This window comes from Streptomyces sp. CCM_MD2014 (assembly GCF_000772045.1).
Classification (GTDB): domain Bacteria; phylum Actinomycetota; class Actinomycetes; order Streptomycetales; family Streptomycetaceae; genus Streptomyces; species Streptomyces salinarius.
Genome location: NZ_CP009754.1, coordinates 7,133,425 through 7,149,048, shown reverse-complemented (window position 1 = coordinate 7,149,048; position 15,624 = coordinate 7,133,425). Strand labels below are relative to the sequence as shown.

The 15,624-nt window shown below is 71.2% G+C and carries 16 protein-coding genes; 1 reads left to right on the top strand and 15 read right to left on the bottom strand.

What is annotated here, in order from left to right:
- Nucleotides 1-3: 3 nt before the first annotated feature.
- Together NI25_RS31905 and pyrR are read right to left on the bottom strand one after the other, a co-directional pair.
- A complete protein-coding gene (locus NI25_RS31905) occupies nucleotides 4-984 on the bottom strand; it encodes an aspartate carbamoyltransferase catalytic subunit (RefSeq protein WP_061445774.1) in 981 nt (326 codons plus the stop codon).
- A gap of 112 nt (nucleotides 985-1,096) precedes the next feature.
- Nucleotides 1,097-1,678 (bottom strand): bifunctional pyr operon transcriptional regulator/uracil phosphoribosyltransferase PyrR, encoded by a 582-nt coding sequence (pyrR, locus tag NI25_RS31900; RefSeq protein ID WP_061445773.1) that lies wholly within the window; start codon nucleotides 1,676-1,678, stop codon nucleotides 1,097-1,099.
- 297 nt (nucleotides 1,679-1,975) lie between these two features.
- Here pyrR and bldD point away from each other — a divergent pair, with 297 nt between their 5' ends.
- Nucleotides 1,976-2,479 (top strand): transcriptional regulator BldD, encoded by a 504-nt coding sequence (bldD, locus tag NI25_RS31895; protein WP_007447547.1) that lies wholly within the window; start codon nucleotides 1,976-1,978, stop codon nucleotides 2,477-2,479.
- Between the two features lie 104 nt (nucleotides 2,480-2,583).
- Here the strand turns inward: bldD and nusB are convergent, their stop codons facing one another.
- From nusB to NI25_RS31830, 13 genes are all read right to left on the bottom strand, one after another.
- Nucleotides 2,584-3,012 carry a transcription antitermination factor NusB gene (gene nusB / locus NI25_RS31890; protein ID WP_061445772.1) on the bottom strand — a complete coding sequence of 143 codons (429 nt, stop codon included), beginning with the start codon at nucleotides 3,010-3,012 and terminating at the stop codon, nucleotides 2,584-2,586.
- 2 nt (nucleotides 3,013-3,014) lie between these two features.
- Nucleotides 3,015-3,581: an elongation factor P gene (gene efp, locus NI25_RS31885; protein WP_061445771.1), complete on the bottom strand. Its 567-nt coding sequence runs from the start codon at nucleotides 3,579-3,581 to the stop codon at nucleotides 3,015-3,017.
- 64 nt (nucleotides 3,582-3,645) lie between these two features.
- A complete protein-coding gene (locus NI25_RS31880) occupies nucleotides 3,646-4,752 on the bottom strand; it encodes an aminopeptidase P family protein (protein ID WP_061445770.1) in 1,107 nt (368 codons plus the stop codon).
- Nucleotides 4,753-4,957: 205 nt separating this feature from the next.
- The gene (locus NI25_RS31875) at nucleotides 4,958-5,848 is read right to left on the bottom strand and encodes a Pro-rich N-terminal domain-containing protein (protein WP_061445769.1); all 891 of its coding nucleotides are present in this window, start codon (nucleotides 5,846-5,848) and stop codon (nucleotides 4,958-4,960) included.
- 171 nt (nucleotides 5,849-6,019) lie between these two features.
- The gene (aroB, locus tag NI25_RS31870; protein WP_061445768.1) at nucleotides 6,020-7,111 is read right to left on the bottom strand and encodes a 3-dehydroquinate synthase; all 1,092 of its coding nucleotides are present in this window, start codon (nucleotides 7,109-7,111) and stop codon (nucleotides 6,020-6,022) included.
- A complete protein-coding gene (locus NI25_RS31865) occupies nucleotides 7,108-7,623 on the bottom strand; it encodes a shikimate kinase (protein WP_107071920.1) in 516 nt (171 codons plus the stop codon). Before NI25_RS31865 ends, aroB begins: the two co-directional genes overlap by 4 nt.
- Complete coding sequence (aroC, locus tag NI25_RS31860; RefSeq protein WP_061445767.1) at nucleotides 7,620-8,804, bottom strand: chorismate synthase; 1,185 nt, start codon at nucleotides 8,802-8,804, stop codon at nucleotides 7,620-7,622. Before aroC ends, NI25_RS31865 begins: the two co-directional genes overlap by 4 nt.
- 173 nt (nucleotides 8,805-8,977) lie before the next feature.
- A complete protein-coding gene (locus NI25_RS31855; RefSeq protein WP_061445766.1) occupies nucleotides 8,978-9,352 on the bottom strand; it encodes a hypothetical protein in 375 nt (124 codons plus the stop codon).
- A gap of 48 nt (nucleotides 9,353-9,400) precedes the next feature.
- Nucleotides 9,401-10,240 (bottom strand): shikimate dehydrogenase, encoded by an 840-nt coding sequence (locus NI25_RS31850; protein WP_061445765.1) that lies wholly within the window; start codon nucleotides 10,238-10,240, stop codon nucleotides 9,401-9,403.
- Nucleotides 10,221-11,957, bottom strand: a complete 1,737-nt coding sequence (mltG, locus tag NI25_RS31845) for an endolytic transglycosylase MltG (RefSeq protein ID WP_061445764.1) — start codon at nucleotides 11,955-11,957, stop codon at nucleotides 10,221-10,223. Before mltG ends, NI25_RS31850 begins: the two co-directional genes overlap by 20 nt.
- A 128-nt stretch (nucleotides 11,958-12,085) precedes the next feature.
- Complete coding sequence (ruvX, locus tag NI25_RS31840) at nucleotides 12,086-12,550, bottom strand: Holliday junction resolvase RuvX (protein WP_061447178.1); 465 nt, start codon at nucleotides 12,548-12,550, stop codon at nucleotides 12,086-12,088.
- Between the two features lie 35 nt (nucleotides 12,551-12,585).
- Complete coding sequence (alaS, locus tag NI25_RS31835; protein WP_061445763.1) at nucleotides 12,586-15,258, bottom strand: alanine--tRNA ligase; 2,673 nt, start codon at nucleotides 15,256-15,258, stop codon at nucleotides 12,586-12,588.
- Nucleotides 15,258-15,620 (bottom strand): hypothetical protein, encoded by a 363-nt coding sequence (locus tag NI25_RS31830; RefSeq protein WP_061445762.1) that lies wholly within the window; start codon nucleotides 15,618-15,620, stop codon nucleotides 15,258-15,260. Before NI25_RS31830 ends, alaS begins: the two co-directional genes overlap by 1 nt.
- Between the last annotated feature and the right edge of the window lie 4 nt (nucleotides 15,621-15,624).

The window sequence follows — 15,624 nt, the reverse complement described above, 5'->3', positions numbered from 1 at the left end:
GTCTTACTTCTCCTCGGTGGGTCGGGCGTGGGTGACGGCGGGCTCGGCGCCGCCGAGCAGCAGGTAGAGGACGGCCATCCGGACGGAGACGCCGTTGGTGACCTGCTCGACGACGGTGCAGCGGCCGGAGTCGGCGACCTCGGCGGTGATCTCCATGCCGCGGACCATCGGGCCGGGGTGCATCACGATGGCGTGGTCGGGCATCTTCGCCATGCGGTCGCCGTCGAGACCGTAGCGGCGGGAGTACTCGCGCTCGGTGGGGAAGAACGCGGCGTTCATGCGCTCGCGCTGCACGCGCAGCAGCATCACCGCGTCGGACTTGGTCAGCGTCGAGTCGAGGTCGTAGGAGACCTCGCAGGGCCAGGTCTCGACGCCGACCGGGAGCAGGGTGGGCGGGGCGACGAGGGTGACCTCGGCGCCGAGGGTGTGCAGCAGGTCGACGTTGGAGCGGGCGACGCGGCTGTGCAGGATGTCGCCGACGAGGGTGACGCGGCGGCCGTCGAGGTCCTTGCCGAGGCCGGCGTCGGGGCCGACCAGGCGGCGGCGCATGGTGAAGGCGTCCAGGAGGGCCTGGGTGGGGTGCTGGTGGGTGCCGTCGCCGGCGTTGATGACGTGGGCGTCGATCCAGCCGGAGGTGGCCAGGCGGTACGGGGCGCCGGAGGCGCCGTGCCGGATGACGACGGCGTCGACGCCCATGGCCTCCAGGGTCTGGGCGGTGTCCTTGAGGGACTCGCCCTTGGAGACGCTGGAGCCCTTGGCGGTGAAGTTGATGACGTCCGCGGACAGGCGCTTCTCGGCGGCCTCGAAGGAGATCCGGGTCCGGGTGGAGTCCTCGAAGAAGAGGTTGACGACGGTACGGCCGCGCAGGGTGGGCAGTTTCTTGATCGGCCGGTCCGCGACCCGGGCCATCTCCTCGGCGGTGTCGAGGATCAGGACGGCGTCGTCGCGGGTGAGGTCGGCGGCCGAGATGAGATGACGCTGCATCTGTCAGGCTCCGTAGGGCGATTCATGCGGAAGAGCGGGATAATTCGGGCGGCCGGGCGCGCGAGGGCGCGCCGAGCGGGCGCACGGCACGGGCGGGCGCGTACGCGGGGTGTTACGGGTGGGCGCCCGGGGTGTCCGGCTTGGCACCGAGCAGCACGGTGTCGCGACCGTCCTCCTCGGCGAGCTGGACCTTGACCGTCTCCCGCAGCGACGTCGGGAGGTTCTTGCCGACGTAGTCGGCGCGGATGGGCAGTTCCCGGTGGCCGCGGTCGACGAGGACGGCGAGCTGCACCGCGCGCGGGCGGCCGATGTCGTTCAGCGCGTCGAGGGCGGCGCGGATGGTGCGGCCGGAGAAGAGCACGTCGTCGACGAGGACGACGAGGCGGCCGTCGATGCCGTCACCGGGGATCTCGGTGCGGGCCAGGGCGCGCGGCGGATGCATGCGCAGGTCGTCGCGGTACATGGTGATGTCGAGCGAGCCGACCGGCATCTTGCGCTCGGTGATCTGCTCCAGCTTGTCGGCGAGCCGCCGGGCGAGGAAGACGCCGCGGGTCGGGATGCCGAGGAGCACCACGTCGTCGGCGCCCTTGGCGCGTTCGACGATCTCGTGGGCGATGCGGGTGAGCACCCGCGCGATGTCGGGCCCCTCCAGAACGGGCCGGGCCTCGGACCGCTGATCCTGCTGCTTGTCCATACGAAACGGACCCCCTTCTCCGCCTCACGGGACGGACCTTAAAGGACGTCGGAATTGCGCCACCTACGGTACCAGGCCCACAGAACCGGCCCGACGGCCCCCCTGACACTCCCCCGTCACCCTTCTGCCGCACTCGGGCCACCCGTTCGGAGCAACGGAAGGCGAATACCACGGAAGAGTCGGTGCGGACCATTCGGCTTGACGCGGCAGAGTAACGCTGCGTAACCTCACAGTGAGTTACCAGCCGCGCGGCCGACAACAGAGCCTGCCGCGTCGACACCTTGTCCGGGGAGCCATATGTCCAGCGAATACGCCAAACAGCTCGGGGCCAAGCTCCGGGCCATCCGCACCCAGCAGGGCCTTTCCCTCCACGGTGTCGAGGAGAAGTCCCAGGGCCGCTGGAAGGCCGTGGTGGTCGGCTCGTACGAGCGCGGCGACCGTGCCGTGACCGTGCAGCGCCTCGCCGAGCTGGCGGATTTCTACGGCGTTCCCGTTCAGGAGCTGCTGCCGGGCACCACCCCCGGCGGTGCCGCCGAGCCGCCGCCGAAGCTGGTCCTGGACCTGGAGCGGCTGGCCACCGTGCCGGCCGAGAAGGCGGGCCCGCTCCAGCGCTACGCGGCGACGATCCAGTCGCAGCGCGGTGACTACAACGGCAAGGTGCTCTCGATCCGCCAGGACGACCTGCGCACGCTCGCCGTCATCTACGACCAGTCGCCCTCGGTCCTCACCGAGCAGCTGATCAGCTGGGGCGTCCTGGACGCGGACGCGCGTCGCGCGGTGGCGTCCCACGAGGAACTCTGACTCTCGCCCGTCTCAGCAGAAACGTGCCGCCGGGGTGGCCGGAACCATTCGGTTCCGGCCACCCCGGCGGTTTCTTGCATGGGGTACGGGCGACACGCGCGAAGCTAGTCCCGGCGCAGCGAGGACTTCAGGTCCTTCAGCCGGCCGAGCAGGCCGTTGACGAACGCGGGCGAGTCGTCCGTGGAGAACTCCTTCGCCAGCTGCACCATCTCGTCCAGGACGACGGCGTCCGGAGTCTCGTCGACCCAGATCAGCTCGTACGCGCCCAGGCGCAGGATGTTGCGGTCGACGACCGGCATCCGGTCGAGCGTCCAGTCGACCGAGTACTGGGCGATCAGCTCGTCGATGCGCTGCGCGCGCTCGGCGTAGCCCTCGACCAGCTCCATCGTGTACTCGCTCACCGGCGGCTGCCGGGTGTCGGACCGGGAGTGCCGGACCCAGTCGGCGAGCACCGTCAGGACGTCGGCGCCGCGCTGATCGCCCTCGAAGAGGATCTGGAAGGCGCGCTTGCGGGCCGTGTTGCGAGCAGCCACGGTTAGCTGTTCACCCGGCCGAGGTAGTCGCTCGTACGGGTGTCGACCTTGATCTTCTCACCGGTGGTGATGAAGAGCGGGACGTTGATCTGGTGACCGGTCTCCAGGATGGCCGGCTTGGTGCCGCCGGTCGAGCGGTCGCCCTGGACGCCCGGCTCGGTCTCCTGGATGGTCAGCTCGACGGCGGCCGGCAGCTCGACGAAGAGCACCTCGCCCTCGTGCTGCGCCACGGTGGCCTCGAAGCCCTCGACGAGGAAGTTGGCGGCGTCGCCTACGACCTTCTTGTCGATGTGCAGCTGGTCGTACGTCTGCATGTCCATGAAGACGAAGTACTCGCCGTCCATGTACGAGAACTGCATGTCACGCTTGTCGACGGTGGCCGTCTCGACCTTGACCCCGGCGTTGAAGGTCTTGTCGACGGTCTTGCCGGAGAGCACGTTCTTGAGCTTGGTGCGCACGAAGGCCGGGCCCTTGCCGGGCTTGACGTGCTGGAACTCGACGACGGACCAGAGCTGGCCGCCTTCGAGCTTGAGCACCAGGCCGTTCTTGAGGTCGTTCGTGGAAGCCACGGTTTGGGAATCTCCTGGACTGGACTGACGTGGACGACCTCGGGGTTGCGCGCACAGCGCGAGGCTAGAGCGCGAGCAGCTCCTTGGTCGTGATGGTGAGTAGCTCGGGTCCGCCGTCCGCCTCGGGGCGCACGACGAGCGTGTCATCGATCCGGACCCCGCCCCGGCCCGGGAGGTGGACCCCCGGTTCGACGGTGACCGGCACACAAGCGTCCAGTTTACCCATGGCCGCGGGGGCCAACTGCGGGTCCTCGTCGATTTCGAGTCCGACACCGTGACCGGTGAGTGCCGGGAGGTTCTCCGCGTAGCCCGCCGAGTCCAGTGCCTGGCGGGCGGCGCGGTCCACATCACGGCAGGCCGCACCGGGTACGAGGGCCTCACGTCCGGCCCGCTGCGCGGAGAAGACGAGGTCGTACAACTCGATCTGCCAGTCGGCCGGCGAGGTGCCGATGACGAACGTACGGCCGATCTCGCAGCGGTATCCGCGGTACGTCGCGCCGAGGCAGACGGAGAGGAAGTCGCCCTCCTCGACCCTCCGGTCGGTGGGACGGTGACCGCGGCGCCCCGAGTTGGGGCCGGTGCCCACGGAGGTGGGGAAGGCGGGGCCGTCGGCGCCGTGGTCGACGAGGCGGCGTTCCAGTTCCAGGGCGAGGTGCCGCTCGGTGCGGCCGACCAGGATGGACTCCAGGAGCTCGCCGAGGGCCTGGTCGGCGATCTCCGCGCCGATGCGCAGGCAGGAGATCTCCTCCTCGTCCTTGACGACCCGGAGCTGCTCCACGGCCTGGCCGAGGTCCGTCAGGCGCAGGCCGGGGGCGACGGAGGACATGGCCCGGTGCCGGACCACGGTGAGGTGGTGCTCCTCCGTGGCGAGGGACTCGGCACCCTGGTCCGCTGCGAGGCCGGTGGCCGTGACGGCCGGATCACCGCCCGGGCCGGGCAGGGCACGGACCTGGAGCGACTCGTCGGGCCGGCCCACGGCCGGCCGGTCGTCCGGCGGGCCCGAGCAGACCAGCAGGTCCTCGGTCCTGCCGAGCAGCAGTACGGCGCCGTGCGGGGCCGCGCCCGCGAGATAGCGCACGTTGGCGGGCCGGGAGACGAGCGCCGCCGCGCTGCCGCCCGCGTTGCAGCGTTCCCGTAGGCGCGTCCGGCGGGCCGCGTAGACCTCTGACATGAGCCGAGCGTATGGCTCCGCCGGTGGGTGTGCCGCTTGGGTGGGCCGAGTGGGCGGGGGCCGGGGACGCGGGGTGCGCCTGGAGGGACGGGGCCTTTGGCCGTGTGGCGGCCTGCCGCCGGTGGGGGCTGGTCGCGCCCCTGCGGCGGAGCCGCATGTCGATACGGCGCCGCGCCCCTTGAGGGGCGCTTCCCTCTGCGGGTGTCTACCAGTTCGGGGGGCTCGCTATGGAGCGGGAGAGGACCTCGTCGAGGAGGTGGGCGGTTTCCGGGATGTCGAGTTGGGAGTTGTCGATGATGGGGAGGCCGGAGCCGTACCAGCCGGCCATGCGGCCGTGGATGCGGGCGACCTCCTCGTCGGTGAGGCGCCGGTTGCCGCTGCGTTCGGCGTTGCGCTCCAGGACGATGTCCAGGCCGGGCAGGAGGACGACCGGGAGCAGGCCGGGTCCGACGTGGCGCTTCCAGCCGCCGAGGCCGACGACCGGGCGGTCCGGGAAGACCGCGTCGTCGAGGATGCAGGAGATGCCGTTGGCGAGGAAGTTTCGCGCGGAGAAGCCGCAGGTGCGGCGGGCGAGGCGGTACTGCGCCTCCGAGTGTTCGTTCCACCCGGTCTGGGGGTCGGCGAAACCGGAGCGGACCCATTCGCGGACGTCGTCGAGGCTGATGTGCGCGGTCGGGACCCTGCGGTGGTCGGCCCAGTACTTGGCCACGCTGGTCTTGCCCGCGCCCGCCGGGCCGATGAGCAGCACCGCGAGGGTGGTCGTGGTGGGGTCGGGCGCGGCGGCCGTGGCGGGCGGCACGCTGGGCACGGCCACCGGGCCGCCGGGGGGCAGCGACACATGTCCGGTGGTCTCCGGCGCGGGCGGGGCGGGAGCCGACGGGTGCGGTCCCGAGCCGGGGGCCGGCTGGTGCGGGGCCGGGCCGGGAGCCGGGTGCGGGGCCTGGCGCGGTGCCACGGGGTATCCCGGCGCCTGGGGCGGTATGGGGGCGGGTCCCTGGGGGGAGCCAGGGTGGTGTGCGGCCGGGGACCAGCCGAGGGCGGGTCCGTGCCCCGGCTGGTGGGGCGGCGGCAGCGGAGAACCCACTGGGTGCTGCATCCGGTGCCACTCCGTCTCGTACAGGCAGGCGATGGGCGCTGGCGGCGGGAAGGGGGTCCGCCGTCCTGCTACCGAACGGTACCGCCCCCGGCCGTCGTTTGGTGAACGGCCGGGGGCGGCGCGAAGTGCCCGTCCGGCAGGGCGAATCGGACGGAAGGGCACACGCGGGTACTACTCACCCACCTCGCCGTAGGCGGCGAGGAGGACGGCGGGGTCGGGACCCTCCAGCACGGTGGGCTTGGCGAGACCGTCCAGGACGATGAAGCGCAGCAGGTCGCCGCGGGACTTCTTGTCGACCTTCATGTTCTCGACCAGCTTGGGCCACTGGTCGTAGCGGTAGTGCAGCGGCAGGCCGACGGCCTCGAGGATGGTGCGGTGGCGGTCGGCGGTGGCGTCGTCCAGCCGGCCCGCGAGGCGGCCCAGTTCGGCGGCGAAGTGCATGCCCACGGAGACGGCGGCGCCGTGACGCCACTTGTAGCGCTCGTTCTTCTCGATGGCGTGGCCGAGGGTGTGGCCGTAGTTGAGGATCTCCCGCAGGCCCGCCTCCTTGAGGTCGGACGAGACGACCTCGGCCTTGACCCTGATGGAACGCACGATCAGCTCGGCGGTGTGCACTCCGGCGGGGGTGCGCGCGGCCTGCGGGTCGGACTCGATCAGGTCCAGGATCGCCGGGTCGGCGATGAAGCCCGCCTTGATGACCTCGGCGAGGCCGGAGACGTAGTCGTTGACCGGGAGGGAGTCCAGGGCGGCCAGGTCGCACAGGACACCGGCGGGCGGGTGGAAGGCGCCGACGAGGTTCTTGCCCTCGGCGGTGTTGATACCGGTCTTGCCGCCCACCGCGGCGTCCACCATGGCCAGCACGGTGGTGGGCACGGCGATCCAGCGCACCCCGCGCAGCCAGGTGGCGGCCACGAATCCGGCCAGGTCGGTACTGGCCCCGCCGCCGACGCCGACCACGACATCGGTACGGGTGAAGCCGGACTGGCCCAGCGCCTTCCAGCAGTACGCGGCGACCTCGGCCGTCTTGGCCTCCTCCGCGTTGGGCACCTGGATGGCGATCGCCTCGTAGCCCTGCCCGGCGAGATCGGCGCGCAGCGCGTCACCGGTCTCGGCGAGCGCCTCGGGATGGATCACCGCGACCCGCTTCGCCCCGGCACCGATCAGACCGCCCAGCTCCCCCAGGAGCCGACGGCCCACCAGGACCTCGTACGGATCGGAACCCGCGGTGCCGCCGACCTGGATCCGGGTGACTTCCTCGCTCATGCTTCCTTCAACTCCAGTGCATCCAGGGCGGCTTCCGCGACTTCTTCGGGGGTGCGGCCGTCCGTGGCCACGACGACCGTGGCGACCTCCTCGTAGAGGTGCCGACGGGCCTCCATCAGCTCGCGCCACTGCTTGCGCGGGTTGACCGCGAGCAGCGGGCGCGCCGCGTTCAGGCCGGTGCGCTTGACGGCCTCCTCGACGTCCATCGAGAGGTAGACGACCCGCTGTCCGGCGAGCAGCGCCCGCGTGCCGGCATCGAGGACCGCGCCGCCGCCGAGGGCGAGCACGCCGTCGTGCTCGGCGAGCGCACGGCGCACGGCGTCCTTCTCCAGGGCCCGGAAGGCGGCCTCGCCCTCGTCGACGAAGATCTCGGCGATGGCCCGTCCCTGAGCGGTGACGATGTCCTCGTCCGTGTCCCGGAAGCCCGTGCCGAGCCGCTCGGCGAGCAGTTGCCCGACGGTGGACTTGCCGACTCCCATCGGTCCGGCCAGGACGATCAGCGGGGCGCTCACCGGATGGCCAGGTTGTCGAGGTACGACTGGACGTTGCGGCGGGTCTCGGTCACGCTGTCGCCGCCGAACTTCTCCGCCACCGCGTCGGCGAGGACCAGCGCCACCATCGCCTCGGCCACGATCCCGGCGGCCGGCACCGCGGACACGTCGGAACGCTGGTGATGCGCCTGCGCGGCCTCCCCGGTACTCACGTCCACGGTCTGCAGAGCGCGCGGCACGGTCGCGATCGGCTTCATCGCGGCACGCACCCGCAGCAGCTCACCGGTGGTGAGGCCGCCCTCGGTACCACCGGAACGGCCGGAGACCCGCCGGACACCCTCAGGCGTGCTCACGATCTCGTCGTGCGCCCGGGAACCGGGCACGCGGGCCAGCTCGAAACCGTCGCCGATCTCGACGCCCTTGATCGCCTGGATGCCCATGAGGGCACCCGCGAGCCGCGCGTCGAGCTTGCGGTCCCAGTGGACGTGCGAACCGAGACCGACCGGCACGCCGTAGGCCAGGACCTCGACGACGCCGCCGAGGGTGTCGCCGTCCTTGTGGGCCTGGTCGATCTCGGCGACCATCGCCTCCGACGCCTCCGCGTCCAGGCAGCGCACCGGGTCGGCGTCCAGCCGCTCGACGTCGTCCGGCGTCGGGTACACACCCTGCGGCGCCTTCGCCGACGCCAGCTCGACGACGTGGCTGACGATCTCGACCCCCGTCGTCTCCTTCAGGTACGACCGGGCCACCGCGCCCAGCGCCACCCGGGCCGCCGTCTCACGCGCCGAGGCACGCTCCAGAACCGGACGGGCCTCGTCGAAGCCGTACTTCTGCATCCCGGCGAGGTCCGCGTGGCCGGGGCGCGGACGGGTCAGCGGGGCGTTGCGCGCAAGGCCGGCCAGCACCTCCGGATCGACCGGGTCGGCCGCCATCACCTGTTCCCACTTGGGCCACTCGGTGTTGCCCACCATGACCGCGACCGGAGAACCCATCGTCAGACCGTGCCGGACGCCGCCGAGGAAGGTGACCTCGTCGCGCTCGAACTTCATCCGCGCACCGCGACCGTGGCCGAGCCGCCGCCTCGCCAGGTGGTCCGCCACCATGCCGGTCGTGATCGGCACGCCGGCGGGCAGTCCCTCCAGCGTCGCGACGAGTGCGGGACCGTGGGACTCCCCCGCGGTCAGCCAGCGCAACCTGCTCAACGGTGCTCCTCAGTGCTCGCGCCCCGGTATGCCCCGCGTACACGTCTGCTTCGCGTACGCGACGGTCCGACCGGGTGCGCGGCCCCGGTCCGCCGCCTCCGATCCTCCCACGTCCGGGCGCAGGACCAGGTCGCCGGTCCATTTGCCGGACGGACGGGCGGACTCCGGCGGCGTCAGGCGGGAGGGTTGCCGTGCTGGGGCGAGGGAGCGTAGGAGCCGAGGAAGTCCGCGCCGCTCTCCTGCCGCCGCGCCGGAGCGTAGGGGCCGAGGAAGTCGGCGCCGCGCGCCTCCGGGCGGGGCGGCGCGTAGGGTCCCAGGTGGTCGGCGCCGGTGCCCTGGCCGCCGTACGGATCCGTCCCGGGCAGTGCCTGTGCCGCGCGCCGCGCGCGCCGCCGGGCGATCCCGCGCTTCGCCTTGACCACCCAGCTCGCGACGACGGCGAGCACGATCAGGGCGAGCACCGTGATCTGCACCCAGTCGGGCAGGAAACCCAGGACGGCCTCGAACACCTGACTCTTGGCGGAGGCCAGCGGCACGCCTGTGTACATGGATCGTCTTCCCCCTCCGGTTCCGCCCCCTGCGCAACCGGACGGATACTAGCGGTCCGCGAGCGCCTGCTCCCCCGCCTTTCGCATGGCGGCCAGCGGCGCCGGAGCACGGCCGGTCATCTGCTCCACCTGGAGCACCGCCTGGTGGAGCAGCAGGTCGAGGCCGCTGACGACGGCACCGCCGTACGCCGACCACCGGGCCGCGAGCGCGGTGGGCCAGGGGTCGTAGAGCACGTCGAAGAGGGTGGCCGGCATCTCGGGGACGGCGGCGGCGAGCGCGTCGGTGGCGCCGGCCGGGGTGGTGGCCACGACCAGCGGGGCACGCAGTGCCTCCTCGGCGTCCGACCAGTCGGCGAGGCGTACGTCGACGTCGAGCCGCTGAGCCCAGCCCCGCATCTCGGCGGCGCGCGCCTCACTGCGGACGTAGACGGAGATCTCACCGGTGCAGACGCGGGCGAGCGCGGCCAGGGCGGAGGACGCGGTGGCGCCGGCACCGAGGATCGCGGCGGTCTCGACCTTCTCGATGCCGTGCTCGCGCAGGGCGGCGACGATGCCGGGGATGTCGGTGTTGTCACCGGTCTTCCGGCCGTCCTCGCCGAACACGACGGTGTTCACCGCGTCGACGGAGGCCGCGGTCTCGCTGATCGTGTCGAGCAGCGGGATCACCGCCCGTTTGAGCGGCATGGTCAGCGACAGCCCCGCCCACTCGGGGCCCAGCTCCGCGAAGAAGCCGGGCAGGGCGGCCTCGTCGACGTCGAAGCGGTCGTACGTCCAGTCCGCGAGGCCCAGCTCCGCGTAGGCGGCACGGTGCAGCACCGGGGAGAGGGAGTGGGCGATCGGAGAGCCGAGAACGGCGGCCCGGCGCCGGTCAGTTGCCCGAGGCGGCATCGAATTTGTCCTTCAGCTTCAGGAACTCGTCGTGGGTCTTGGCGAACTCGGTCTTCTCCACACCGTCGGTGGCCACGAAGTAGATCCAGCCGTCGTCGGTGGGGTTGAGCGCCGCCTGCAGGGCCTCCGCGCCGGGGTTGCCGATGGGGCCGGGCGGCAGGCCGCGGTGGTAGTACGTGTTGTACGGGTCCGGGTTGCTGTTGATCTCGGACTCGCTGATGTGGATCTTGCTCTGCTTCATCAGGTAGTTGAACGTCGAGTCGAACTGGAGCTTCTGGTTCGTCTCGGTGTTGGACTCCTTGAGCCGGTTGTAGATGACCTCGGCCATCTTGCGGAAGTCCTCGTGCGTCTTGCCCTCCGCCTGCACCAGGCTCGCGGTGGTGAGCAGCTCCCACGGGCCCTTGAGACCGAGGCCCTCCGCCTTCTCCTCCAGGCCGATCTTCTCGTACTGCTCGTTGGCCCGTGCCACCATCTGCTTCAGCACGTCCTCGGGCTTCTGCCCCTTGGCGGCCGAGTAGCTGGACGGGTAGAGGAAGCCCTCCAGGGGGTCCTTGACGTCCTTGTGGTTCAGCGCCCACTCGGGCAGGCCGAGGTTCTTGTACTCGGACTTGGCCACCTGGGCGGTGGTGCCCGCCTTCACTCCGAGGCGCTTGTCGATGAGTTCGTAGACGGCGGCGTTGCGCTTGCCCTCGGCGATGATCAGGTTGCTGCGGCTCTTCGGACTGAGCAGGAGTTCGACCGCGCTCTCGGCCGACATCTCCTTCTGCAGCGTGTACACGCCGTCCTGGATGCTCTTGCCGCGGGGGTTGCTCTGCTGGGCGGCGATGAAGGCGTCGACGCTCTTCACCACGCCCTGCCGTTTGAGCTCCTGGCCGATCGTGGAGCCGCCCGCGCCCTTGGGAATGGTGACGGTGACCTGCTCGCCGTTGCCGTCGCCCGCGAAGTCCGGGGCCGCGCCGAAACGATCCTGGTAAAACTGGTAGCCGAAATACCCGATACCGGCCACGCCGCCGCCGAGCACCAGGCAGACCACGAGGCAGGCGCACCCGCTGCGGCGCTTCTTCGGCTTGCCGCCGCCCCGGCTCCTGCGGTCCCGGGGGTCTTCGCGGCCGTCGTCCGCCTCGTCGTCGCCGTCGCCGCCCGCGAAGAAGGCGTGCTCCCCCTCGTCCGGCCCGGGGTCCCAGTCGGTGCGCTGCGGCTCGGGCTCGGCGCGCCGGCGGGTGGGCGGCTCCGGCGGCGGGTAGGCCTCGGGGGTGACGTACAGGTCGGGCTGTTCGGCACCGTAGGCGCCGGCCTGCTGTCCGTAGGGGTCGGACGGGTCGGCCGGGTAGTGCGCCTGGGGCTGCGCTCCGCCGCCCCAGCCGCCGTCGTCGTAGCCCTGCTGCGGCTGGGCCTGGGGCGCGTACTGCTGGTCGTACTGCTGCTGACCGTACTGGTGCTGGTCGTACTGGTGGCCGTACTGGTCGTACTGCGGCTCGGGGTGCTGGTGGCCGTACTGGTCGTACGAGTGCTGTCCGCCGCCGTACGACGGCTGGCCGGCGTTGCCCCAGTCGCCGTAGCCCTGCTGCGCCTGCTGCTCCGGATACTGCTGCGGCTGGCCGCCGTAGGGGGACTGCTGACCCGCGTGGGCCTGCTGTCCGCCCCATCCACCGTCCCCGTACAACGGGTCCTCGGGATGCCACGGTTCGGAGCCTGGGCCCCGGCCATACTCAGTCATCGATCCCCTAGAGCCGCGAGGCGACGGGGGACGTGGCCTGTGCCGAAGGGCCCGCTTCCGTTCCGCCTCTTGCTGTGCGGTGGCTGTTCGAATGCCTCCGCATCGCGCGGAACGTTACCGTATCGCGATCAGATGACCACTTCGACGCCCTCGCCGGGTGGCCTGCCTGACACCCGTTCGGATTCGAGTGCCTGCTGGAGGATGATCACAGCGGCGGCCTGGTCGATGACCGACCGGCCCTTCTTGGACTTCACCCCCGAGGCGCGCAGCCCCTGACCGGCGGTGACCGTCGTCATGCGTTCGTCCACCAGCCGGACCGGGACGGGCGCGATGCCCTTGGCCAGCTCCTGCGTGAACCGCCTGACCTTGGCCGCGGCCGGGCCCTCGCCCCCCTTGAGGGAGCGAGGGAGGCCGACGACGACCTCGATGGGCTCGTACTCCCCGACCAGCTGCCGCAGGCGCCGGTGTGCCGCCGGAACGTCGCGGCCGGGGACGGTCTCCACCGGGGTGGCGAGGATGCCGTCGGGGTCGCAGGACGCGACCCCGATACGGGCGTCGCCGACGTCGATCGCCAGGCGGCGGCCCCTGCGCATCGCCGGGCCGTCCGCCTGGTCGTTCTCGGGGGTGCTCACTTGGCCGAGTCCGCCACGAGGCGCTCGACGGCGTCGACGGCGTCGCCGATGGCGGCCGGGTTCTGGCCGCCGCCCTGGGCGACGTCCGGCTTGCCGCCACCGCCGCCGCCGAGGGTCTTGGCGGCGGTGCGCACCAGGTCACCGGCCTTGAGGCCGCGTTCGCGGGCGGCCTCGTTGGTGGCGATGACCGTGAGGGGCTTGCCGTTCACCGTGGTGAACAGGGCCACGACCGCGGCCCGGCCGCCCTGGATGCGGCCGCGCACGTCGAGGACGAGCTTGCGCAGGTCGTCGGCGGTGGTGCCGTCGGGGACCTGGCCGGTCACGAGGGCCACGCCGCGCACGTCCTTGGCGGAGTCGGCGAGCGAGCCGGCCGCCTGGAGGACCTTCTCGGCGCGGAACTTCTCGATCTCCTTCTCGGCGTCCTTCAGCTTGCCGAGCATCGCGGAGACCTTCTCCGGCAGCTCCTCCGGGCGGCCCTTGATCAGCTCCTGGAGCTGGGCGACGACCGTGTGCTCGCGGGCGAGGAAGTTGTAGGCGTCGACGCCGACCAGGGCCTCGATGCGGCGCACGCCGGAGCCGATGGAGGACTCGCCGAGCAGCTTGACCAGTCCGAGCTGGGCGGTGTTGTGCACGTGGGTGCCGCCGCACAGCTCCTTGGAGAAGTCGCCGATGGTCACCACGCGCACGCGCTCGCCGTACTTCTCGCCGAACTCGGCGATGGCGCCCTGCTTCTTGGCCTCGTCGATGCCCATGACGTCGGCGCGCACGTCGAGGTCGCGGGCGAGCACCTCGTTGATCTTCTGCTCGACGTCGGTCATCACGGCCGTCGGCACGGCGGACGGAGAGCCGAAGTCGAAGCGGAAGCGGCCGGGCTGGTTCTCGGAGCCGGCCTGCGCGGCCGTCGGGCCGAGGGCGTCGCGCAGGGCCTGGTGGGTGAGGTGGGTGGCCGAGTGGGCACGGGCGATGGCCTTGCGGCGGCGGTCGTCGATGGAGGCCTGGGCCTTGGCACCGACGGTGACCTCGCCGACCTGGACGACGCCCTTGTGGACGTAGACGCCCGGCACCGGCTTCTGGCAGTCGCGGACCTCGATCACGGCGCCGGTGTCGACCCGGATCCTGCCGGTGTCGCCGATCTGGCCGCCGCCCTCGGCGTAGAACGGGGTGCGGTCCAGCACGATCTCGACCTCGTCGCCCTCGGTGGCGGCCGGGGAGGAGGCGCCGTCGACGAGGATGCCGACGATCGTGGACTCGCTCTCGGTGTCGGTGTAGCCGACGAAGTCGGTGGCGCCGGCCTTGTCGGCGATCTCCCGGTAGGCACCGGCACCGGCGTGGCCGGTCTTCTTGGCCTGGGCGTCGGCCTTGGCGCGCTCCCGCTGTTCCTTCATCAGGCGGCGGAAGCCGTCCTCGTCCACGGACAGCCCCTGCTCGGCGGCCATCTCCAGGGTGAGGTCGATCGGGAAGCCCCAGGTGTCGTGGAGCAGGAACGCCTTGTCACCGGCGAGCACGGTGCCGCCGGCGGCCTTGGTGTCGCTCACGGCGGTGTCGAGGATGTTGGTGCCGGCCTTCAGCGTCTTGAGGAAGGCGTTCTCCTCGGCGAGGGCGACCTTCTCGATCCGCTCGCGGTCGGTGATCAGCTCGGGGTACTGCTGCCCCATCATGCCGATCACGACGTCGATCAGGTCCTTGACGACCGGACCGGTGGCGCCGAGGAGGCGCATGTTGCGGATGGCGCGGCGCATGATGCGGCGCAGCACGTAGCCGCGGCCCTCGTTGCCGGGGGTGACGCCGTCGCCGATGAGCATCACGGAGGTGCGCATGTGGTCGGTGACCACGCGCAGGGAGACGTCCGAGGCCTGGGCGTCGCCGTAGGCCACACCGGTCAGTTCGGTGGCCTTCTTGATGACGGCCATGGAGGTGTCGATCTCGTACATGTTCTGCACGCCCTGCAGAATCATGGCGAGACGCTCCAGGCCCAGGCCGGTGTCGATGTTCTTGCTCGGCAGCTCGCCGAGGATCTCGAACTCCTCCTTGCCGATGCCCTCGCCCCGCTCGTACTGCATGAAGACGAGGTTCCAGATCTCCACGTACCGCTCGTCGTTGACGGCGGGGCCGCCCTCGGCGCCGAACTCGGGGCCGCGGTCGTAGTTGATCTCGGAGCAGGGGCCGCAGGGGCCGGGGACGCCCATGGACCAGTAGTTGTCCTTCTTGCCGAGGCGCTGGATGCGCTCGGAGGGGACGCCCACGACGTCGTGCCAGATGCGCTCGGCCTCGTCGTCGTCCTGGTAGACGGTGATCCACAGACGCTCGGGGTCGAGGCCGTAACCGCCCTTGTCCTGGGCGCTGGTGAGCAGCTCCCAGGCGTACTTGATGGCGCCTTCCTTGAAGTAGTCGCCGAAGGAGAAGTTGCCGCACATCTGGAAGAACGTGCCGTGCCGGGTGGTCTTGCCGACCTCTTCGATGTCCGGCGTGCGCACGCACTTCTGCACGCTGGTGGCGCGGTCGAAGGGCGGCTTGACCTCACCCAGGAAGTAGGGCTTGAAGGGCACCATGCCGGCCGGGACGAGGAGCAGAGTCGGGTCGTCCGCGATGAGCGACGCCGAAGGGACGACGGTGTGACCGCGCTCCTCGAAGAAGCTCAACCAGCGGCGACGAATCTCGGCCGACTCCATCAGTGGTCCTCATTCCGGTTGTACGAGTAGGTCGTCCTGTCGTCGACGACGTACTTCGGGTTGCTGCCGTTGCTGTTCTCGATGGCGTAGCGACGCCGGGGGGCGGGGAGTTCCGGTTCGACGGGGGCGTTCAGGCCCAGCGCGTCGTCCAGTTCGGCCTCCCGCTGGGCCATGTTGTCGCGGACGTCGAGCGCGAAGCCCACCGCGCGGTCCCTGACCCGGACGCCCACGTCGAGCGCCTTGTTCGCCGCGGTGGCGGCGAGGCTGTCGGGGGTGAGCTGCTTGAGCTTCCGGTTGACCTTGGTGGTGGCCCACACACCGGCGGCCACGCCGGTGCCGAACCAGAACGTACGGCGGAACATCCCT